Annotated in this window: 22 protein-coding genes and 1 pseudogene; 16 read left to right on the forward strand and 7 right to left on the reverse strand. The window is 34.1% G+C overall.

Annotated features, from left to right (window positions below; all coding sequences use genetic code 11):
* Window positions 1–33 precede the first annotated feature (33 nt).
* The 5 genes from NZ853_01720 to NZ853_01740 all read left to right on the forward strand — a co-directional run bounded on the left by NZ853_01720 (window position 34) and on the right by NZ853_01740 (window position 3,357).
* The gene (locus NZ853_01720) at window positions 34–426 is read left to right on the forward strand and encodes a hypothetical protein (GenBank protein MCS7204395.1); all 393 of its coding nucleotides are present in this window, start codon (window positions 34–36) and stop codon (window positions 424–426) included.
* A gap of 52 nt (window positions 427–478) precedes the next feature.
* Window positions 479–1,360, forward strand: coding sequence for a hypothetical protein (locus tag NZ853_01725; protein MCS7204396.1), 882 nt, complete (start codon window positions 479–481; stop codon window positions 1,358–1,360).
* Window positions 1,361–1,491: 131 nt separating this feature from the next.
* Entirely contained in the window at window positions 1,492–2,115 is a 624-nt protein-coding gene (locus NZ853_01730; GenBank protein ID MCS7204397.1) for a hypothetical protein, read from the forward strand.
* Window positions 2,116–2,898: a polyphenol oxidase family protein gene (locus NZ853_01735; protein MCS7204398.1), complete on the forward strand. Its 783-nt coding sequence runs from the start codon at window positions 2,116–2,118 to the stop codon at window positions 2,896–2,898. It begins immediately after the preceding gene.
* 18 nt (window positions 2,899–2,916) lie between these two features.
* Window positions 2,917–3,357, forward strand: a complete 441-nt coding sequence (locus tag NZ853_01740; GenBank protein ID MCS7204399.1) for a ClpXP protease specificity-enhancing factor SspB — start codon at window positions 2,917–2,919, stop codon at window positions 3,355–3,357.
* Here the strand turns inward: NZ853_01740 and NZ853_01745 are convergent.
* Together NZ853_01745 and NZ853_01750 are read right to left on the reverse strand one after the other, a co-directional pair.
* Window positions 3,352–4,257 carry a fatty acid desaturase gene (locus NZ853_01745; protein ID MCS7204400.1) on the reverse strand — a complete coding sequence of 302 codons (906 nt, stop codon included), beginning with the start codon at window positions 4,255–4,257 and terminating at the stop codon, window positions 3,352–3,354. The two genes, NZ853_01740 and NZ853_01745, sit on opposite strands and share 6 nt — an antisense overlap.
* Entirely contained in the window at window positions 4,235–4,999 is a 765-nt protein-coding gene (locus tag NZ853_01750; protein MCS7204401.1) for a GNAT family N-acetyltransferase, read from the reverse strand. The genes NZ853_01745 and NZ853_01750 overlap by 23 nt, the downstream gene beginning before the upstream one ends.
* 324 nt (window positions 5,000–5,323) lie before the next feature.
* On the opposite strand from NZ853_01750, the gene NZ853_01755 reads away from it, so the two are divergent.
* The 9 genes from NZ853_01755 (at window position 5,324) to NZ853_01795 (ending at window position 13,216) form a co-directional block, all read left to right on the forward strand.
* A complete protein-coding gene (locus NZ853_01755) occupies window positions 5,324–6,091 on the forward strand; it encodes an NAD-dependent protein deacylase (protein MCS7204402.1) in 768 nt (255 codons plus the stop codon).
* 67 nt (window positions 6,092–6,158) lie between these two features.
* Window positions 6,159–7,019, forward strand: a complete 861-nt coding sequence (gene lpxI, locus NZ853_01760; protein MCS7204403.1) for a UDP-2,3-diacylglucosamine diphosphatase LpxI — start codon at window positions 6,159–6,161, stop codon at window positions 7,017–7,019.
* Window positions 7,016–8,170: a lipid-A-disaccharide synthase gene (lpxB, locus tag NZ853_01765; GenBank protein MCS7204404.1), complete on the forward strand. Its 1,155-nt coding sequence runs from the start codon at window positions 7,016–7,018 to the stop codon at window positions 8,168–8,170. The genes lpxI and lpxB overlap by 4 nt, the downstream gene beginning before the upstream one ends.
* Window positions 8,171–8,181: 11 nt before the next feature.
* Window positions 8,182–9,087 (forward strand): ornithine carbamoyltransferase, encoded by a 906-nt coding sequence (argF, locus tag NZ853_01770; protein MCS7204405.1) that lies wholly within the window; start codon window positions 8,182–8,184, stop codon window positions 9,085–9,087.
* Between the two features lie 316 nt (window positions 9,088–9,403).
* The gene (fba, locus tag NZ853_01775; protein MCS7204406.1) at window positions 9,404–10,447 is read left to right on the forward strand and encodes a fructose-bisphosphate aldolase class II; all 1,044 of its coding nucleotides are present in this window, start codon (window positions 9,404–9,406) and stop codon (window positions 10,445–10,447) included.
* A gap of 17 nt (window positions 10,448–10,464) precedes the next feature.
* Window positions 10,465–10,968, forward strand: a complete 504-nt coding sequence (locus NZ853_01780; GenBank protein ID MCS7204407.1) for a hypothetical protein — start codon at window positions 10,465–10,467, stop codon at window positions 10,966–10,968.
* On the forward strand, window positions 10,965–11,150 hold the full coding sequence (locus tag NZ853_01785) for a hypothetical protein (protein ID MCS7204408.1): 186 nt from the start codon (window positions 10,965–10,967) through the stop codon (window positions 11,148–11,150). Before NZ853_01780 ends, NZ853_01785 begins: the two co-directional genes overlap by 4 nt.
* A 182-nt stretch (window positions 11,151–11,332) precedes the next feature.
* A complete protein-coding gene (locus NZ853_01790; protein ID MCS7204409.1) occupies window positions 11,333–12,382 on the forward strand; it encodes a zinc-binding dehydrogenase in 1,050 nt (349 codons plus the stop codon).
* Window positions 12,383–12,424: 42 nt separating this feature from the next.
* On the forward strand, window positions 12,425–13,216 hold the full coding sequence (locus NZ853_01795) for a MoxR family ATPase (GenBank protein MCS7204410.1): 792 nt from the start codon (window positions 12,425–12,427) through the stop codon (window positions 13,214–13,216).
* A gap of 7 nt (window positions 13,217–13,223) precedes the next feature.
* Here NZ853_01795 and NZ853_01800 read toward each other — a convergent pair whose 3' ends face one another.
* The 4 genes and pseudogenes from NZ853_01800 to NZ853_01815 all read right to left on the reverse strand — a co-directional run bounded on the left by NZ853_01800 (window position 13,224) and on the right by NZ853_01815 (window position 17,738).
* Window positions 13,224–14,834, reverse strand: a complete 1,611-nt coding sequence (locus NZ853_01800) for a CTP synthase (protein ID MCS7204411.1) — start codon at window positions 14,832–14,834, stop codon at window positions 13,224–13,226.
* 56 nt (window positions 14,835–14,890) lie between these two features.
* Window positions 14,891–16,120 carry a 4-hydroxy-3-methylbut-2-enyl diphosphate reductase gene (locus NZ853_01805; protein MCS7204412.1) on the reverse strand — a complete coding sequence of 410 codons (1,230 nt, stop codon included), beginning with the start codon at window positions 16,118–16,120 and terminating at the stop codon, window positions 14,891–14,893.
* 3 nt (window positions 16,121–16,123) lie between these two features.
* Window positions 16,124–16,840 (reverse strand): annotated as a pseudogene (locus NZ853_01810) (TRAM domain-containing protein).
* 427 nt (window positions 16,841–17,267) lie between these two features.
* A complete protein-coding gene (locus NZ853_01815; protein ID MCS7204413.1) occupies window positions 17,268–17,738 on the reverse strand; it encodes a transcriptional regulator in 471 nt (156 codons plus the stop codon).
* 310 nt (window positions 17,739–18,048) lie between these two features.
* Here NZ853_01815 and NZ853_01820 point away from each other — a divergent pair, with 310 nt between their 5' ends.
* Together NZ853_01820 and recR are read left to right on the forward strand one after the other, a co-directional pair.
* On the forward strand, window positions 18,049–18,369 hold the full coding sequence (locus NZ853_01820) for a YbaB/EbfC family nucleoid-associated protein (GenBank protein ID MCS7204414.1): 321 nt from the start codon (window positions 18,049–18,051) through the stop codon (window positions 18,367–18,369).
* Window positions 18,369–18,971 carry a recombination mediator RecR gene (gene recR / locus NZ853_01825; protein MCS7204415.1) on the forward strand — a complete coding sequence of 201 codons (603 nt, stop codon included), beginning with the start codon at window positions 18,369–18,371 and terminating at the stop codon, window positions 18,969–18,971. Before NZ853_01820 ends, recR begins: the two co-directional genes overlap by 1 nt.
* Here the strand turns inward: recR and mgtE are convergent, their stop codons facing one another.
* Complete coding sequence (gene mgtE, locus NZ853_01830; protein ID MCS7204416.1) at window positions 18,972–20,342, reverse strand: magnesium transporter; 1,371 nt, start codon at window positions 20,340–20,342, stop codon at window positions 18,972–18,974.
* Window positions 20,343–20,448: the final 106 nt, after the last annotated feature.

Genomic DNA, 20,448 nt, shown 5'->3' on the forward strand with positions numbered 1-20,448 from the left:
TGACTAACCAAATATCAATAGAAAACAAAATCAATGCAAATATCAAAAGAAAAACTCGTTCATATTTTTCGTGATGGGATTTTTTATTTTTCTTTGTCTCCACTGATTTTTAGTTGGGTTTTGGGATTGGGCTTTAATGGAAGAAAATTCCAATTTGTTCTTCGAAGCATGTTTCTTTCTTTGAGTTTTCTTTTTTTTGGTTCTTTGATGTATTTTATTTACAATGGCTTTTTGTATTTTAGTGTAGCATCAAAAAAATCTATACTTTTTTTTCTAAATTGGATTTTTTTTCTGCTTCATTCTATGGCTATTTTGTTTTATTTCGTTCTTAGTTTTGTTTTGATATATTCTTTTGTAAAACAAAAAGAATTTTCCATTTATACGTATATGGATAGACTTATTGAGAAAATATTAAATGTCTTGTAAAGCTTTATGAAAAATAATTGACTTTAGGTTTGCTTGAGTAATACCCCCTAAAATGAGGAAAATATTTTTGTATTTTTTTACAATAGTTGCTTATAGCCTTACTGTTTGCGCAAATGATGGTGATTCAAGTATAAGTTCATTAGGTGGTGTATCGAATTTCCTTGATATTGGGGTCCAACTTATTCAAAGAACTAATAGAAAAGATCCTGAAGATTTAGGTAGTGTAGTCAATAGCATACGTTTAGCCAATCAGTTTTTAGATAATCAAAATCAGTTTTCAATCATGGAAAGAGAAGTTAAGACGAAACCCAAAAGAACAATTCTCTATAATAGAAGATTAGAGTATGATGGTTTTATTGGCGTCAACTATAAGTTTTATGATAACCAAGTGGAATATCGAAAATATTATGATACAAATGATAATTTTACATTAGATACTTTTTTTAATGATTTTTCAGAGTTAATGATCAAATTTGGTTTTGGACCACTAGATTATTTTACTGACTCAGACGAAATTAGTTTATACTATAAAAAAATAAAATCCACAGGTGTGTATAGGATAGAAACGAGAACAGTTCTACCGGCAGAAGTAGATTTTGTAAAAAAATCAATAGAGAATTATCATTTATACAACATACTAAAGCCAGGAAATTTTTCTTATACCCAAGGGACCCTAAAAACATTAAGTGAAGGTGTTGGAATGATTCTAGGAACAAACGTGCCTTTTCTCTATATTCTTAGTTATTACTTAATTCTTGATTTTACGATGTTTAGAACTATTGCTCATATTTCTACGTTTTCTCCAAATACGTTATTTTATAATGATAAGACCAAGAAGTATGAAACTATAACTCAGATACTATACATAAAGAAGAATCTTGATATGAATATGAATTTTTATTATGAGATCATGATTTTGACGCTTCTGGTATAAAAATTTTCTATAAGGGTGGATTTGATTTGTCTAATGGAAAGACGAATTTTGGAATATTTGAACTTTTGGAGTGATAAGTAGATTTTAAAAACTTGTTGATCTTTTCATAAACTAAAATTACTTTATGTCTAATGAAAGAAATTGATGGTTGGGAAGAATTGGAATTAGAATTAGAAGAAGAATTATCCTACTTTTTGAGTAATTTGCCATATTCTGAATGGGTGCAAGAAACATTCAAATTTTCTTCCTATAAGATTTCGTTTTCTTTATTTTATCCTAAAAATTTTCTGAAAATTCCATCTCCATACCTTTTTTCTGCAAATCAAATAGCACATCATTTATCAAAAAATAAAAATATTGAAAGTTTAAAATTCGTTAAAAACATTATCTTATTGCCAAAATTTGTCCAAACCAAAGATTACTTTTTGACAAATATTTATTTTGTTGAAAGACAATCATTGTTCTTTTATTTAACTCCTACGAGACTATATTTTTCAGGAAGGGATGCCTATTTAAAAGAAAAAGATATGATGTTTAGTAGAGATCTAAGTAAAGAAAGAATAACGTGGAATGAAATGTTTTTCACAAAATTCGAAAATTTGTTCTTTTTGTTGGGATATATCTTACATGATAAAAAGAAGTATCCAAAAAACTTAATAAAATTTTTAGAGAAAAAAGAGCGATTAACAGCCAATGAAATATCCGAAATGCAGTTAATTCATGAACTCTTTGTTTATCATTATTTAGTTGAATGAATGATTCCTGAACTACATTATAAAAATCATAAAGTTGAAGCGTTTGTTTTTGGAAAGTCCCTGCAAAACTACATCACCGAAAAAGATCCAAGAAAACAAGTTTACCAACAAAAAGAGTTTCTATCAGAATATTTTCAGCTACCTAAAGAAAGGATTTTTATTTTAGAGCAGGTCCATGGTTTCGATTGTATTCATATAACTGAGTATGATTTGATACAAAACAAAAACACATATTATCAAAAAGCCGATGGGATGATTACATCCCTGGAAAACACACTACTTTGTATTCGAACGGCTGATTGCATGCCAGTGATGTTTCATTCTCATCCGAAAAAAGAAATATGCTTTGTAGGGATTTTGCATATTGGTTGGAGAGGTATTGTCCGAGGTCTCCTGCTAAATGGAATAAAAATGATGCATCATTATATTGAAAAAATAAAGTATGAGTATAAAGTAATAAAGAAACAAAGCTATGATTCCATCATAGGCAATCCGATAACTATCTTCCCTGGTCCATACATTCCAGGAAGCATTTATGAAGTCGATGAAGATGTAGCATATCAATTTCCCATACGTAGAAAAAAAAATGATCATAAATACTTATTGGATCTATGGGAGAATAGTGTTTTTGTGTTGAAAAATCTCAAAGAAAGTAGGAACATTGAAATAATAGATCCATTTGACTATATAAATAGCAATCAAGAAGAAATATTCGAAAAGTTCTATTCACATCGTAGAGGGGATACTTTTAGAAATTTAAATGTAATTTACATAAAGGAATAAAGAAATAAGTAGTTAAATATGGATAGGACTTTTACTGAAGAAGATTTACAATATAATCGTAGTTTGAAAAAAGCAATCTTCGAAGTATTATTAGAAAAAACAGAAACTTTCTACTTACATTGTATGATGCATTCACGCTTAAGCACAGGCGATAGAAAATTCACAGAAAAAGAAATCAAAGAGGGCATCATCTTTGTTTTAGGACCTTATAGTTATAGAAAATTATCATGGGATGAAAAAGGAATTTCTTGTGAAATGAATTTCGGTAAGTGGGAAACTGTGTATATACCTTATGAATGTATTTTTCGGATTTTCGATAAAGGAGGTCATTTCCTCATGCAATTTGTAACTATGGATATCGATGATGATGTTTTTAACGATGAAGAAAAAGAATCAACGAACGTAATCCCCTTAGATTTTTCGAAAAATAAGAAAAAAGAAAAAAAAGAAGAGTCATAAATTTGGTGTAGGGATTGGTCCTTTTAATTGAGAAAAGTATTGTTTCGCAAAATTTCCATGATAATTAGAATTTGTTTTTAGCCATTCCGTTTTCAAAAGATACCAAGGGATTTTTGGCTTCAAATGATGAAAACCATGATAGTTTGCATTCAAAAGATAGATTTCTAGCAAACGTAAAGTCTTCAAATTGTAGCCGAATGAAATTTGATTGGGTTCTGTTCCATAGTGAAAAACATTATCCATCATTGAAATCATAAAGCCTCGAACAAGAAGAAAACCAACAAAAACATACCAAAATTCACCATAGAGATAAAAAATGATACTATAGAAAAGAATGTTGATTATGCCATCCATTTTAGTTTCTTTCCAGTTCAACAATATGAATGATGCATAGTTGTATTTGTGGATGGAACGGTTTTTCATGTAGATTTTTAGTTTCTCGAACACAGATTTAGGAAGAAGCGCAATAAAGTTAACTAACAGTTCAGTAATATATAGTCCACCTAAAAGCCAGTAATAGTATCTTATGATCGCTACTGCTTTTGATGTTTCCTTGGGATTGTAGATATCTGTTACTTCAGCTTTCGTTCGATTGTATGCATGATGTAACAAATGCCCGCCTTGTAAGATACGAAACGGACTACCGAAATAGATACTTAATACTCTACCCCAGAAATCGTTCAATGATTTATTCTTAAAAAGAACTCCGTGAATGGCTTCATGAATAAGAACCCAGTGGGGATTAGAAAAAATCCCTAATAAGGGTATCCAAAGAAAAATTTCTGTATGTTTTAGAAAAATGGGGCTGATGAAGTAAACAAAGTTCAAACCAATAATATAAACTAAAATGAGCAAATGGTTTATGTAAAAAAATTTGTTATTTAAGGTATCTTTGCCCATATCGCTCTGTTATTCTCTTTACATCAAAGAAAATAAAAAAGTCAGTGGTTCGAAATACTTCATCATAAGCTGGACCACCGCCAATCATAGCACCAGCTCTTAGGTATCCTAATATCAAAGGTGGAACTGCACGCATTCCTTCTCTAAGATCACCAAGTTGATAGTTGGGATCAAATCCTTTGAGTTCTCTTCCTTTTAAAATAGGGACTCTTAATTCTTCCTCTACAAAATGATTTTTCGCTTTAAAATAAGCATAAGCTTTGGAAATTTCTATTGGATCATGTGTATGAAATGAACCCATACCCATTAAATAGCGAATGTTATATTCTTTCACATACCAAGCCAATCCAGACCATAGAAGGGAAATCACGCTCCCATCTCGATAATCTTTATGAACACAACTTCTTCCGATTTCTGCTGCTTCGTCTTTGAGTTCGTAAATTTTAGTCAAATCAAATTCTGTTTCGGAATAGAAGCCAATATTTTGTTTTGCGATTGAGCTTCTTAAAATTCGATAGGTTCCTACGATTTTGTTATTGTTTGCTTTATCAATCACAACCAGGTGATCGCAAAAGTAATCATATTCATCTCGATCTTTTTTCGTTTCTTTTGATTCAGGCAAACCTTCCCCTAACTCTTCATTGAAAATTTCATATCGAAGAGCAAGAGTTTGCTCTAATTCATATTGGTTTTCTACTAACCTAACAATGAGTTCTCTCTCTTTAGTAACTAAGTTAGACATAAGATGTCTCCTTTTTATTTTTTATTATAACTTTTTTGATTTTGATTTCTAAGATTATAGAGAATTTTTAAAATTTTATTACATTTTATTAAAAACTTAGGATTCAAAAGCAATATTTTTTAAAGGTTTTTCATAAAAATTAAAAATATTTGTAATTTAATTGTAATAATTAGTTTATACAATGGAAATTTGTTAAAAATAAAAAAATGTAAATTACCTTGAAGTTTTAATTATAAGCAGGTTCATATTTTTAGGTTTTATTTTGATTGTCTAATGCGTTTTTTATTTAAAACACTCATCTTCGTTTCTTAATGAAACTTGTTTATGAATGATTTCGATTATTTAAAAGCAATTGAAATCATGAAAAAATCTCAGTCAGTCTTGGTGATCACGGGAGCTGGGATTTCTGCTGATTCTGGACTTCCTACGTATAGGGGGGTGGGGGGACTTTACGAGGATCAACTCACGGATGAAGGTATTGAAATTGAAGAAGCTCTAAGTATCCATATGTTTCATCAAAATCCAAGTTTAGTATGGAAATACCTCAAACAAATCATATCTGCGGTTGAAGATAAAACCTACAACATTAGCCACAAGGTTTTAGCAGAGTGGGAAAAAGAAAAACCTCATTTCTGGATATTAACCCAAAATGTCGATGGTTTCCATAAACAAGCGGGTTCCAAGAATGTATTAGAAATTCACGGAAATTTGAAGAACTTGGTTTGCTTGAATTGTGGTTTCAGAAAAGATATAGAAAGTTATAAAACCATATCCATTCCTCCTTATTGTGAACGGTGTGGTAGTGTTTTAAAGCCTGATGTGGTTCTTTTTGGGGAATACCTGCCTTGGGAAAAGGTTTTTCTTTATGAAACAATATTGTCATATCAGTATGATCTTATTTTGATTATTGGGACTTCGGGGGTATTCCCATATATTTATGAACCCGTATTTGCTGCTTTTCGAAAAGGTATCTTTACTATAGAAATCAATCCAAACAAGACTATTTTCAGTGATAATGTAAAATTGTTCTTCCCTGAAAGGGCTTCAGTGGTTTTAGAAAAACTTTGGGAGTTATACAAAAATCAAGCATAGACATTAGATCAATCAAAAATTTCATTTTAATTTGAAATATTTTAAAAGAAATGGATAAGCATAAAATATGGCTAATGGCAAGTTGGGGATATTCGCTGGCAAAGGGGAACTCCCGTGGATAGCTGTTAGAAATGCCATCAAGATGGGAGAGCACCCGATTGTGTTTTTACTCACAGATGAAGCTCCGCCAGCGGAATTCGAATCCATCAGTTATCGTGTAAATTTGACAAAGTTTTATTCTTCTGTGTTAAAAAGTTTAAAGCGCTTTCAAGTTAAGCGTCTTGTCTCGTTGGGAAAAATCCCAAAAACCATCATCTACGAAAGTAAGGATTTTGATCTTCGGACCTTGATCTTGCTTGCTAAAATGCGAAATAAAAATGACTACACCATCTTTCAGTATTTAAACCGTGAATTAGAAAAACACGGGATTGAAGTTCTGCCTCAAACTTTATATCTAAAAGATTGCTTTTTAGAAGAGGGAAGGTACGGAAAGAAACTTTCCCGAAAGCAAGTCGAAGATGTAGTCTTTGGAATGTATTATGCCATTGAAATCAATCGATTGGACATAGGACAATGTGTTGTTGTGGGGGATAAAGTGGTTTGGGCGGTTGAAGGTCCAGAAGGAACCGATGAATGCATACGAAGAGCTGGCAGTTTATACAAAAAAGGCGCAGTAGTATGTAAAGTGGGGAAGCGTAATCACGACCCACGCTTTGACATTCCTGTGATTGGAACATCAACACTACAAGTAATGAAGGAAACCAATAGTAAAGTTTTAGCTATTGAGACCAATGGAACCATTGTAGTTCGTCGAGAAGAGTTTCTCAAAAAAGCAAAAGAGTTTGGAATCACTATTTTGAGTCTGAAAGGAAATTTGATGGATGCAAATTATGTAAGATCCATCAATCGTAGAGCAGTTTCTTTATGAAAAAAAGCACTAAAATAAAAGACAAAAAAATCTTAATCATAACAGGGGAACACTCTGGAGAATTATTAGCATTGGACATCGTAAAAGAGCTCAAACAAGTAGGAGATTTTCAGTTTTGGGGAACAGGTGGAGATTTGCTCCAAAAAGAAGGGGTTAGATTGATAGAACACATCAAAAACATGGCTGTAATTGGCATCATCGAAGCTATAAAAGCCTATCGATTTTTAAAAAACCTATTGAGTCGTATTCTTGATATTATACGAGAGCAACAAATTCAATATGTGATCTTGGTTGATTACCCTGGCTTTAATCTTCGCTTAGCCAAAGCAATCAAGAAAACCCTACCTGAGGTATTCATCTTTTATTTCGTTAGCCCTCAAATTTGGGCTTGGAATTACAAACGAATCAAAATCATCAAAGAGACCATTCAAAAAATATATGTTTTATTTTCGTTCGAAGAAGAGATATATAAGAGAGAAGGTATCAACGTCCTTTGGGTAGGACATCCTTTGAAGTTCCGAATCCCACAAGCATTGAGAAAACAAAAACCAATAAAAATCATAGATAAACCAGTGATTGGCTTTTTACCCGGCAGTCGCTTGTCAGAAGTCAGGGGCTTACTTATTCCGATGTTGAAAAGTGCGCTTTTACTGAAGGAACGATATCCCCAGGCTACTTTTTTGTTGTCTTCTGTTGAAAGTAAAGGCTTGATTTATGATTATATCCAAGAACAATTAAAGGACTTCAAAGAACTCAAGATTTTAGTAGTTCCCGAAGCTTCACTACGAATCATGAAAGAATCTGATGTTCTTGTGATAGCTTCTGGCACAGCCACCTTAGAAGCAGCTTATTTTCATAAACCAATGGTGATTTGTTATAAAATACACTGGTTGAATTACTTGATCTTTTCGTTTTTAGTAAAAACAAAATACATTGGACTACCTAATCTTTTAGCAAAAGAAGAAGTCGCATTGGAGTTATTACAAAATGAAGCTTCGCCAGAAAACATTTATAGTGAAGTGGTGAAAATTTTAGAAAATGAAAGTTATAGAAAAAAAATTGTAAATTTACTAAAACAAATCCAATTTGTTCCCAAGAATCAACAACCTGCAAAAATATTCTCGGAAGACATACTTCAATTCCTTCAATAAAAGGAGATTATATGAGGCATTTATTGAACCTAATGGATTTAGATAGAGACTCTTTTTTTAAGATTTTGCACAGAGGGATAGAACACAAAAAAAATCGCTTTTTGAACCCTCATGCATTGAAAGGTAAATCCATTGGGCTTTTGTTCGAAAAAGTATCTACGAGGACGAGAATTTCGTTCAGTGTAGCAATCCACGAGTTGGGGGGGCACTACATGGTGTTTTCTTCAAATGAATTACAATTGGGACGAGGAGAAACGATCGAAGACACAGCTCATGTTATGAGTCGCTATATTCACGGACTCATCGTTAGAACCGATAGACATGAAAAATTAGAAAGAATGGCGAAATTAAATATCCTACCAATCATCAATGCTCTTTCGGATTTGTTTCATCCATGCCAGGGCTTAGCAGATTATATGACCATGCAGGAGCTGGGGTTTGATGTATCAAAAATCAAAATTGCTTTCATTGGTGAACCCAATAATGTTTTTAATTCTCTTGTTTTGGGAAGTATCCATACGAATACACAGATAGCGATTGCGACCCCCTCAGGTTTTTCACTAATACCAGAAGTGAAAAATATCATAACTAAACACAACAAAAACATAGAAATCAAAAATGATCCAAAAGAAGTGGTTAAAGATGCAAACGTGATTTACACCGATGTCTGGGTATCGATGGGACAAGAAAAAGAAGCCGAAACTCGTAAAATCATCTTTCGCCCATATTCAGTGAATTCAGAGCTCTTGAGATACGCCCCAAAGGACGTGATTGTGATGCATTGCTTACCTGCTCACCGAGGAGAAGAAATTACGAATGAAATAATGGATAAATTTTACCATATAATCATGAATCAAGCCGAAAACCGCCTCCATGTCCAAAAGGCTCTACTGGAGTGGATTTTTGGAATTATATAGAAAAACGATATGGCTTTGAAAATAATCAAAAACAGAGATTGGGTAGTTTTTCATAATTATAACATCATCATGTAGGTTGTGAAAGATTTTGTTAATAGCTAATCTTGGTTTCGTTGATGATGTTTGAAAGTTGTTTTAGTGTTGGTAATCATGACGAGTTAATACTGCAATGATGATTTTTCTTCATGTAGGCTGAACACTAATTCAAACCAATGAGTGTATTATCACAATTCGAATTGAATGAAGTTAATGATTTGTAATACAAAACTTGACAAAAAAGAATTGAAAGTTAAGAAAAATCTCTAATTCTGATTATATGTCACTAGTTCCAATGAGGTTATTGTTAGATCATGCAGCAGAGCATGATTATGGGATTCCAGCTTTCAATGTCAACAATTTAGAGCAAGTTTTGGCTATCATGGAAGCTGCCTCCGAAACAAATAGCCCTGTGATTTTACAAGTATCACGAGGTGCTCGAAAATATGCAGGAGAAAACTTCATTCGACATCTAATACTCGCAGCTACGGAGACATGGCCTGAGATTCCAGTAGCACTGCATCAAGATCATGGTAATAGTCCTGCTACTTGCTACTCCGCAATTCGGTTGGGCTTCACAAGCGTGATGATGGATGGGTCTTTGTTAGAAGATGGAAAAACACCGGCAGAGTTCGAATACAACGTTGCAGTAACACGAGAAGTCGTTAATGTTGCTCATAAGTTAGGGGTCAGTGTAGAAGGAGAATTGGGGGTTTTAGGTTCTTTGGAGACGATGAAGGCAGACAAAGAAGATGGTCAAGGAGCTGAGGGAACTCTCACCCGCGAACAACTTTTGACTGATCCCAATGAAGCAAAAAAATTCGTGGAACTTACAAATGTTGATGCTCTGGCTGTTGCTATAGGAACAAGTCATGGAGCATATAAATTCAAGCAAAAACCAACCGGCGAAGTTTTAGTTATATCTCGTATCAAAGAAATCCATGAAAAAATCCCCAACACCCATTTGGTAATGCACGGTTCTTCTTCTGTTCCAAAGGAACTAATTGATAAGATTAATGAGTTTGGAGGTAGCATTCCCGAAACATATGGTGTTCCTGTTGAAGAAATCCAAAAAGCCATTAAGTCAGGAGTCCGAAAAATCAACATCGATACTGACCTGCGATTAGCCTGGACGGCAACGGTAAGAGAAATCATGCATAAAAAACCTTCAGAATTTGACCCAAGAGAATTTCTTAAACCGGCTACGAAGGCAATGAAAGAAATTTGCAAACAAAAATTTGAAGCTTTTGGAACATCAGGGCATGCTAACAAAATCAAACCTATCCCCGTAGAGAAATTTGCTAGTTACTATACGAAATCTTAGTTTTTTTCTCTTCCTTGATGGAAGAAAATTTTTTAAAAGAAATTATAATTGCTCTATCAAGTCAAAAAGTGCGCTATATTATCTTTGGGGGTGTAGCAGTAGTGCTACATGGTGTGGAAAGAATGACACTTGATCTGGATGTTTCAATCGACATGAGGGAAGAAAACCTAAAAAATTTTCTAAAAGTTATGAGGGATTTTGATTTAACCCCCAGAGCTCCCATTTCTGATGAAGTTTTGTTGGATCCTGATACAGTAGATTACATTATAAGAGAAAAAAATGCCATTGCTTTTACTTTTATTGATAAGCAAAAACCCTACAAACAAGTAGATCTTTTGATACACCCAGACCTTTCTTATGATAAATGGTTGCCTTATACCATCAATGTTGATCTATTTGGGCACAAAGTTTGCATACTAAGTAGAGAGGCAATCATTGAAATGAAAAAGAAATTAGAAAATCCGAGGGATAAGGATCTGATCGATATCAAGGAATTAGAAAAAAAGGAGGATAAAAGATGAAACATCAAAAAGAAAAAAAGCAAGCTTGGCTAAGGGTTATCCAATCTTTAGATCCTTCTTTTTTCGATGGGCATACTGAATTTTCTCGTTTGACTTTAGAAGAAAGAATCATGTGGTTAATGCAAATTACTATCTTTCTATTTGAAGTGTCTAATGAGTTGTTGAGTAAACAAAGTGCTTGATTGTTAAAGTTTTATTTTTGTTTAGAATAAAAAATATTGTCATTTTTAAAAATTAACTTTTTGTTAAGTTATCGTATCGGCTATTCAAACTTTCGTTTATTTCCTCATCTAATCTGAAGTCTACGAGGTTTTTTCATTCAATAAAGGGTTGATTATTTGTTCTTGCTGTTTGTTTGATTGTTATGAAAAATATTCGTTATTTGCAAGTAAAAGCAGGAAATTTGAAAAACTATCTCTTTGTAGAAGAAGAGCTCAGCAGGATACCTCCTGGAAGAGTTCGAATTCAAGTTAAATCTGTGGGGTTGAATTTTGCTGATGTGTTTGCGTGTTTGGGTTTGTATTCCGCAACACCGAAAGGTTCGTTTTCGCCGGGTTTAGAATTCTCAGGAATTATTACCGATGTTGGTTCTGACACAAAAACTTCTTTTCAGGTTGGAGATGAAATCATAGGGGTAACGAGATTTGGTGCTTTGTCGAGTTTCGTGGATGTAGAACCAGCATACCTTTATACCAAGCCCAAAGAATGGAGTTTTGAAGAAGCAGCATCTTTTTTTGTGCAAGCTCTTACTGCTTGGTATGGACTTGTGGAACTGGGAAGATTAACACAAGAAAAACTTGTTTTGCTGCAATCAGCGGCTGGAGGTGTTGGACTTTATTCTCTTCAAATTTTACATCATTTTGGAGCTGATTACTGTGCAGTCGTAGGAGACTTAAGCAAAGTTTCTTTTTTGAAGTCATGGGGAGTTTCTGAGGAAAAAATCTTACTTCGACAAAAAGATCCAAAAAAGTTCTTTCGTGATTTACAAAATTTTTTGAGCAATCATCGAAAAAGTGGTTTTGATATTGTTTTTGATTCTGTTGCAGGAAGATACTTCAAGCCTCAATTCGATTCTCTAAATCGGCGAGGGATATACGTCCTTTTTGGTGCAGCAGATTTTATGAAATTTTCTGACAAACCCGACTTTCTTTGGCTTGCTTTTAAGTATTTGACTTTCCCAAGGATTTTACCTTTGCGTATGATAGAAAAAAATCAGGGTATTTTTGGTTTTAATTTGATTTGGTTATACGATCAAATTGAGTTGTTTCAAAAACTGATACAAGATATGCAAAAGGTTTCCTGGAAGAAACCCTTAGTTGGCAAGGTTTTTGAGTTTCCTTACTCGTATGAAGCGTTGAAGTATCTTCAGTCAGGCAAATCTGTAGGAAAAGTTGTCATCAAAATGGAAATTTAAAATTGATTTGATGTTTTCATATTTTTAGTTGGTATCAAAACGATGAAAAGGATCTCCTACATCATATCATCAGAACTGCAAGAAGCGATTCGTGTCGCAGAAATCACCGGTCGACCTTTGTTGCTCAGAGGTGAACCGGGAACAGGAAAAACTCTTTTAGCCCACGCAATAGCTCAACAAAAGAATATGCCATTGTTCGAGTGGCATGTGAAGTCTTACTCCAAAGCCTTGGATGGATTATACACTTATGATGCACTAGCGAGATTAAATGACTCTCGATTTTCGGAAAATCAAGAAAAAGTAAAGAACATTGAGAACTACATTGAATTAGGAGCATTAGGGAAAGCCTTTGTTTCGGATGTTCCTGCGGTTGTATTGATTGATGAAATTGATAAAGCAGATATCGAATTCCCCAACGATTTACTTTTAGAATTGGATCAGATGGAATTCGTAATCGTAGAAACGGGAAGAAAGATCAAAGCAAAACATCGTCCCTTTACCATCATCACATCCAATAATGAGAAAGAATTACCCGATGCATTTTTACGTCGATGTGTGTTTCATTACATAGCCTTTCCTTCTCCTGAGTTTATGAAAGAAATTGTGTATGCTCACTTTCCTAATATCGATCAGGTTTTATTACAAAAAGCAATCGAGATTTTCTATCGGATACGTTCTCAGCCTGATTTGAAAAAGAAACCCAGCACTTCTGAATTTCTAGATTGGCTACAAGTCTTAATGGTGGAAGCCCATAGGTTTGATGGAAAAATTCCTTTCATAGGAGCTCTCATAAAAAACGAAGAAGATTTGAAACTCCTATCCTATAAGTTTTAATTATAGTTTACGTTGCGTGTTTGACCGCTGCTCGGATAAAACCTTCAAACAAAGGGTGAGGTTCAGTAGGTTTGGATTGAAACTCAGGATGAAATTGCACCCCCAGAAACCAGGGATGGTTTTCCAATTCCATAATTTCCACTAATTGACCTTCGGGATTTGTGCCCGAGATGATAAAACCATTTTTTTCAAAATCATCTTTATATCGCAAGGTAAATTCAAAACGATGTCTATGTCTTTCTTTGATTCGAGTTTTCTTGTATTCTCTATGAGCTAAGGTGTTTTCTTTGATGACGCAAGGATAAGATCCTAATCTCATGGTTCCCCCTTTTTGTTCGATATTTAATTGTTCGTCTAAAAGAGAAATCACTGGGTATTCCGTTTTTGGGTCAAATTCCGTCGAATTGGCATTCTTCCAACCCAAAACGTTTCGAGCAAATTCCACGACTGCAAGTTGTAGTCCTAAACAAATTCCAAAATAAGGAACTTTATTTTCTCGTGCATATTGGATTGCTAAGAGTTTACCCTCGATACCACGATTCCCAAAACCACCAGGAACTAAAATCCCATGAGCTTCTTTTAACACACTCACATCTTTTGTTAGTTGTAATTCTTCGGGATCAATCTTAAGAAATTCCACTCGAACTCGATTGGCAATCCCACCATGAATCAGAGCTTCATAAACAGACCGATAAGCGTCTTCTAAAGAAATATATTTTCCAACGATGGCAATTTTGATGGTTTTTGTTGGGTTTCGAAGAACTTCTAAAACTTCTTCCCAGTGTTTAAAGTTTAGTTCATTTGGCGGCAGGTTGAAATGTTCCAATACCGCTAAATCTAACTTTTCTCTTTTGTACATTTCTGGGATTTCGTAAATGGAAGTCTTGATATCCACTGCAGAAATGATGTATTCTTTTTTTACATTACAATACAAACTCAATTTGTCTTTCATTTCTTCTGTGAGGGGTTTACTCACTCGACAGACCAAAATATCAGGTTGGATGCCATAGGACATCAACTCACTCACACTATGTTGGGTAGGTTTTGTTTTTGCCTCACCAGTCACACCAATGGTGGGAACAAGCGTCAAGTGAATGAAACAAGCCCCATTTCTTCCTTTTTCTCTTCGCATTTGTCGAATGGCTTCTAAGAATGGCACAGATTCAATGTCTCCCACAGTTCCACCAATCTCAACGATCACGAAATCTAATTCTTCTTCTTTTGTGATTTCCGTGATTCTTCGTTTGATCTCATTTGTGATGTGAGGAATCACTTGAACGGTTCTTCCCAAGTAGTCCCCACGACGTTCCCGCTGAATAACCTCAAAGTAGATTTGTCCTGTAGTTACAGAATTAGCGCGACGAATTTTTACGTTCTTTGTAAAACGCTCATAGTATCCCAGGTCCAAGTCTGTTTCTGTTCCATCTTCAGTCACATATACTTCTCCGTGTTGAAAAGGACTCATGGTGCCTGCATCGATGTTGATATAGGGATCCATTTTGATCATTCCTACTCGATAGCCTCTTGCTTCTAAGAGAGCTCCTAAAGAAGCAACAGTTACACCTTTCCCCAACGAAGAAGAAACACCACCTGTAACAAAAATATATTTCGTTTGCATATTACCAAGAATTATCGGCCTGCTTTGGAAACGATAAAAAACAGAATATTAGAAATTTAACTTAAAGAAAAACGTTGTATTTCCTCTTCTAACTTTTCCTCTAATGAAAACAAATGCACAATTTTACGAATGACTTTATCAACTAAAGAATCAGGACAACTTGCACCAGCAGAAAGCAAAATAGTAATGGGAGTTTTATCAGGAAGCCAATTTTCCGTGATCTCAATTTGCTTGGTTTTCAAATTCAAATGGCGTATTTGACTTTTAGATAGAATTTCTTGTTCGTCTTTGATATAGAAAGTAGGAAGTTTTTCTTCACAAATTTCAACAAGGTGTGATGTGTTTGAGGAATTATATCCTCCCACGATGATGGCTATATCTCCATGTTCTTTCAGCATTTCTATCAAAGCAGATTGATTCTCCCACGTAGCATAACATAGGGTATCTTTTGTATCAGCGAAATGAACTTCTATGTTTTTGTCTCCGTATTTTTGAATGATGGCATTTTTTAGAATTTCGCTGATCTCAAGAGTTTCTGTTGCCAACATGGTGGTCTGATTTACAACCCCAATCCGCTGAAGGTCCTTTTGGGGATTAAAACCTTCTGAAGTTCGATTTTGAAAGTAAAAAAAGAATTCTTCCTGTTTCCTTTCGTCTTTGATAAATTCTGCCAGGATTTTAGCTTCTTCTTTATCTTGGATGACTATGGCAGGAGCATTTCTTTTGGCATGAGAAAACGTAGCTCTTGTTTCTTCGTGATTAGGTCTTCCGTGAATGACAATTGTGTATTGCTTTTTCCCTAAGCTCTCAGCTCTATGCCATACTTTTTCAACAAAGGGGCAAGTGGTATTGTAAATTTTAATAGTAGGATTTCTTTCGTAAATTTTTTGTAGAATTTCAATCGATACTCCGAAAGCGGGGATTATAACTACATCTTCGGGTTGGATTTGATCAAATGGAATCAATAAAGTTCCATCAGTTTTCATCAAAAATTGAACGCCTCGTTCTTGGAGATCCTGATTGACATGAGGATTGTGAATCATCTCGCTTATAAGATATATTTTCTTCTGGGGATTTTCCTCAATAGCTCTATACGCAATTTCAATCGCATTTTCAACTCCATAGCAAAAACCAAAATGTCTTGCTATCTTTAAGATTATAGTTTCCAAATTAAGAACGGTGGGGGTTAAATCCTTTCGAAATCGATCAAATTGATTTCGTAATTTTTTTATATTTGTGATGATGGAAGAACGATAAGTAAAAGGGATTTGGAATTGCTTTCTCATTAGTTATTTGATTTTGGGTTTTTTGGTAAAAGCTTCTTTCAATATTTTTCTGTTTTTGGATTCTTTTTCGCTGGTAGCTGCTTCTTCAGCTAATTCTTCTTCTGATACGGGAGCTATCGCTTTTGTAAAAATCATCTTTCCTGCTGCAGTTTGGATGATGGAGGTTACCATTACTTTTACTAATTTTCCAATCAATTCTCTTCCATCCTCAATTACAACCATTGTTCCATCATCAAGGTATCCAACTCCTTGATTTTCATCCTTTCCTTCTTTTATGATTTGGATTTTTAATTCTTCTCCGGGAAGTACAATCGGACGGAGAGCTTCTGCCAAGGCATTGAGATTCAATACTTGCACACCATGAACTTCTGCTACTTTTTCTAAATTGAAATCATTGGTGATTAGTTTTCCGCCAGTGTCTCTCACGAGTTGAATGAGCTTAGAGTCCACATCTCGTATTTCTGGATATTCATTATACGTGATTTTGACTTTGATGTTATTAAGTTGCTGAAGTTCGTTGAGTAAATCCAAGCCTCTACGTCCTCGATTTCTTTTTATGGGATCTGGGGAGTCACTAATCAACTGTATTTCTTTCAAAACAAAATTTGGAATGACCAATGTTCCTTCGATGAAGTTGGTTTTAGCAATTTTTAATATTCTTCCATCGATAATGACAGAGGAGTCTAGTATTTTTTCTGACCCCGTAAATTTCTCTTGTTGTTCTTGAACTTTCACTACATTTGATGGTTGTAGAGTTCCATATAAATAACCAGCAACAGAACTTAAGAATGTTACGACTCCAATTAGATAAAAGAGTCCTTCTGGAGAAATAGAGAAATTCTCTAAAACACTCTTTAGTAGATTTGATATGATGAGTCCAAAAATCAAACCAATGCCTAATCCAATTCCCGTAAAAACTATTTTTCTTACGCTAAAGGGGTTTCCTTTTTTCCCCAGCCATTGCGACAATAGTGTAACCAAAAAAGCGAATCCAGCAAAAATACTTGAGCTCAAAAGATTTCGATTGGCAAAATAAGAGAAAGAAAAAAGCAATAAAGCGATAACAAAAGATATGATAAACATAATCAACATTTTCAGCTCCTCTTTTATTGGAGTGATTTGGAATTATTAAATTCTCAGGCTCAAATTATTTGGAAAGAATATCGGATACTAAATTTTTCGATTCTTCTAAGGAAATCCCTTTGGCAATAGCAATTTCCCCAGTAACTAAGGAAAATGCAGTTTCATAAAGCCTTCTTTCCATTAGAGAGAGTTCTTTATCTTTAGCTCGCTTGTATAGATTTCGACAAACTTTAGCAATTTCGAAAATAGAGCCAGATTTGATTTTTTGCAAATTGTTTTGATAGCGTATTTTCCAATCCTCTTCTGGGATTTCAGCTTCTTGTTCAAGGATTTTTAAGACCTTCTTTATTTCGTTCTTATCAATCACGTTCCGAATGCCAGCAGCTTCAACATTCTCTACTGGCAATTTGATGATGAGTTTTTTTTCCATGATTTCTATAACGTAATATTGTTTCTTTTGGTTTTTGATTTTGATTTCTTCAATGCCTATAATTTTCCCCACACCTTGTGTAGGATATACAATGTAGTCATTCATTTTGAAGGATGTTTTTGGCAAACCTTCGTTGTCTGTTTTTTTGTTATCTTTTGAAATTTCTTCTGTTGGATTCTTTTTCTTTTTGTTTGATTCTTCTATCTGCTTTTTAGATTCTTTACTTCCTTTTATTTTCAATGATTTTTTTTTCTCTTTTTTTGCCTGAGACATAATAATTCCAATCACTACCTCATGTCTAATTTGAATTAGATAATTTCGTCGACAACTATTTTTTTAAATTGTTTCGTTATGAAAAAGCTGTATTACATTAAAAATGAATTGAATGACATTGAATGCGAGTTTTCTTGTTTTTATGGGAATATTCGATAAATTAAAAAATCTAAATGAAATCAAAGAACTCAAAGAAGAAGCTGAAAAACTTCAAGAAATCCTTCGAGAAATTGAAGTAACAGAAGAAGCTGGCAAAGGAGCAGTTCAAGTAACTGTCAACGGTGAAGGAAAGGTAGTCAATGTAATTTTAAACGATAAATTTTTCCAAGAAACAGATCGAGAGAAGCAACAAAAATGGATTACCATTGCCATTAATGGTGCAATCGAAAAAAGCAAAAGAAGAGTAGAAAAAGAAATGAAAAAAACAGGGGGATTCGACAAACTTCAACAACTTTTAAAATAATGTATTTTAAAGAACTAGACTCTTTCATAAGGTCCTTTACCAAACTTCCTGGGATTGGGGAAAAGAGTGCGAGGCGGATTGCATTTTTTCTACTGAAATCTGATAAGCAATTAGCCCATGAACTTAGCCAAAACATAAAACAATTAGTTGAAAGGATTCATTTTTGTAAAACTTGTGGAGGATTTACTACATCTGAGATTTGCGACATTTGTAGTGATCCAACACGAAATGCAGAATTACTTTGTGTTGTAGAGGAACCATCAGATATATTTCTGATCGAAAACACTGGTGAATTTCGTGGTTATTATCATGTATTGATGGGGGCGTTATCTCCCATTGATGGAGTTGGTATAGAAGATTTACGTTTCAAAGAACTGGAAGCTCGCTTGCAATTAGGAGTCATTAAAGAATGTTTTATTGCAACAAACCCTACTCTTGAAGGGGATGCTACAGCCGACTACATTGTAAGAAGTTTTAAAAAATATCCCGTGAAGTTTACTCGGTTATCGCATGGAGTTCTCACGGGATCCTCTTTAGAGTTTTCTGACAAATACACATTGAGCTTGAGTATTCGGAACCGCCGCCCTTTAATTGGAGCGTGATCAAAAATATTCAAAAAAAATCTTCGCTAAAGTAAGAAAGATTGTGATTCCTACAACGTCTTGGAATGCTGTCTCAAAAGGTCCTGCTGTGATTGCCGGGTCAATACCAAATCTTTTAGAGATCATCGGTGTAACAGTTCCTACAAAACCAGAAAGATTCACTGCAATAAACATAGAAATTCCCACAACAACACCAAATTTCACCGTTTGATGCCATATCCCTCCAATGAACCCAATTACAATTCCCAGTAAAGAACCTAGGATCAAGGTTACCGTTAATTGGCGGATGATGGGTTTCCACCATTCTTCTAATTTGGCATGACCTGTTGCTAAAGCTCGTATGATCACTGCTGCTGATTGTAAACCAGTATTTCCCGATATTGCCGATATGATGGGCATAAACGAAGCAAGCAAAATGATTTTTTGCAAAACATCATCATAATGATGGATAACAATTCCTCCAATGAACTCTACCGCTAAAGTCATCAGAACCCATGGAGCTCGCATAAGGGCAATTTTCACAGGAGAACGATTATACATTTCTTCTGCATCAGTTCCCACCATTTTTGCAATATCTTCATTGTGTTCTTCTTCCATTACTTCGACAATATCATCCACTGTAATTCTACCGATGAGTTTTCCTTGGACATCCACAACAGGCAAAGAGTAAACATCGTATTTTTTAAAAATTTGAGCTATTTCCTCTTGATCCATATCAGGTGTGATGATAAACTCAGGCTTTCTCATGATCTTTTTGATACGTTTATTCTCACTATGAACCAAAAGTTCATAAATAGACACAACCCCAATGAGGCGACCTTCATCATCTACGACAAAAGTATTGTGTATATCATAACCTTCTCGTATCATTTTTTTTAATTTTGAAAGAGCTCTCTTCACGGTATCATTTTCTTTAACTGAAAGAAGATCCGCTGACATAATACCGCCAGCCGTATCTTCTTCATAACCCAAGAGTTTTGTCAGGATGTTTCTCCTTTCTTCAGTAATACTCTGGAGTAATACCTTTTGTATATCTTTGGGTAATTCTAACAATAAGTCAACTGCGTCATCTGTTTCGAGCTCTTCTAAAATGTATATGAGTTCTTCTTGCTTCAAATAAGGTATGAGCTTTTTTTTAACATCAATTGATGTTTTTAAGAATACTTCGGGTCTCTTTTGTTCAGGAACTAAACTATATATATAATTTTGCTTATGGACATCTTCGATATAAGTTAAAATCAATGCAATATCTGCTGCTTCTAAATCAAAAAGAATGTTTTTTAAGATTTCTTGATTATCGTTTTCAATAAGATAATAAATTTCATCCAAAAGTTCTTGATCAATATTTATATAAACAGTATCTCTTTCCATAAAAGCTTCCGTAAAATTTATTTAAAATCATAAAGATTTTGATAAATTTTTATTTAAGTTATTTTAGTCAATACACATAAAAAGATTGTTTTTTGGTTTTTTAAAA

The organism is Leptospiraceae bacterium, from assembly GCA_025059995.1.
In the GTDB taxonomy this organism is placed as follows: Bacteria; Spirochaetota; Leptospiria; order Leptospirales; family Leptonemataceae; genus SKYB61.

What these genes read in the sequence shown, in the direction of transcription:
- NZ853_01755 (MCS7204402.1), top strand. Translation starts at nt 5,324, where the DNA reads ATGAATGATTTCGATTATTTAAAAGCAATTGAAATCATGAAAAAATCT.
- NZ853_01820 (MCS7204414.1), top strand. Translation starts at nt 18,049, where the DNA reads ATGGGAATATTCGATAAATTAAAAAATCTAAATGAAATCAAAGAACTC.
- NZ853_01790 (MCS7204409.1), top strand. Translation starts at nt 11,333, where the DNA reads ATGAAAAATATTCGTTATTTGCAAGTAAAAGCAGGAAATTTGAAAAAC.
- NZ853_01745 (MCS7204400.1), bottom strand. Translation starts at nt 4,257, where the DNA reads ATGGGCAAAGATACCTTAAATAACAAATTTTTTTACATAAACCATTTG.
- NZ853_01795 (MCS7204410.1), top strand. Translation starts at nt 12,425, where the DNA reads ATGAAAAGGATCTCCTACATCATATCATCAGAACTGCAAGAAGCGATT.
- mgtE (MCS7204416.1), bottom strand. Translation starts at nt 20,342, where the DNA reads ATGGAAAGAGATACTGTTTATATAAATATTGATCAAGAACTTTTGGAT.
- NZ853_01735 (MCS7204398.1), top strand. Translation starts at nt 2,116, where the DNA reads ATGATTCCTGAACTACATTATAAAAATCATAAAGTTGAAGCGTTTGTT.
- NZ853_01800 (MCS7204411.1), bottom strand. Translation starts at nt 14,834, where the DNA reads ATGCAAACGAAATATATTTTTGTTACAGGTGGTGTTTCTTCTTCGTTG.
- NZ853_01740 (MCS7204399.1), top strand. Translation starts at nt 2,917, where the DNA reads ATGGATAGGACTTTTACTGAAGAAGATTTACAATATAATCGTAGTTTG.
- NZ853_01720 (MCS7204395.1), top strand. Translation starts at nt 34, where the DNA reads ATGCAAATATCAAAAGAAAAACTCGTTCATATTTTTCGTGATGGGATT.
- fba (MCS7204406.1), top strand. Translation starts at nt 9,404, where the DNA reads ATGTCACTAGTTCCAATGAGGTTATTGTTAGATCATGCAGCAGAGCAT.
- NZ853_01805 (MCS7204412.1), bottom strand. Translation starts at nt 16,120, where the DNA reads ATGAGAAAGCAATTCCAAATCCCTTTTACTTATCGTTCTTCCATCATC.
- lpxI (MCS7204403.1), top strand. Translation starts at nt 6,159, where the DNA reads ATGGCTAATGGCAAGTTGGGGATATTCGCTGGCAAAGGGGAACTCCCG.
- NZ853_01780 (MCS7204407.1), top strand. Translation starts at nt 10,465, where the DNA reads ATGGAAGAAAATTTTTTAAAAGAAATTATAATTGCTCTATCAAGTCAA.
- NZ853_01725 (MCS7204396.1), top strand. Translation starts at nt 479, where the DNA reads ATGAGGAAAATATTTTTGTATTTTTTTACAATAGTTGCTTATAGCCTT.
- NZ853_01730 (MCS7204397.1), top strand. Translation starts at nt 1,492, where the DNA reads ATGAAAGAAATTGATGGTTGGGAAGAATTGGAATTAGAATTAGAAGAA.
- argF (MCS7204405.1), top strand. Translation starts at nt 8,182, where the DNA reads ATGAGGCATTTATTGAACCTAATGGATTTAGATAGAGACTCTTTTTTT.
- NZ853_01785 (MCS7204408.1), top strand. Translation starts at nt 10,965, where the DNA reads ATGAAACATCAAAAAGAAAAAAAGCAAGCTTGGCTAAGGGTTATCCAA.
- lpxB (MCS7204404.1), top strand. Translation starts at nt 7,016, where the DNA reads ATGAAAAAAAGCACTAAAATAAAAGACAAAAAAATCTTAATCATAACA.
- NZ853_01750 (MCS7204401.1), bottom strand. Translation starts at nt 4,999, where the DNA reads ATGTCTAACTTAGTTACTAAAGAGAGAGAACTCATTGTTAGGTTAGTA.
- NZ853_01815 (MCS7204413.1), bottom strand. Translation starts at nt 17,738, where the DNA reads ATGAATGACTACATTGTATATCCTACACAAGGTGTGGGGAAAATTATA.
- recR (MCS7204415.1), top strand. Translation starts at nt 18,369, where the DNA reads ATGTATTTTAAAGAACTAGACTCTTTCATAAGGTCCTTTACCAAACTT.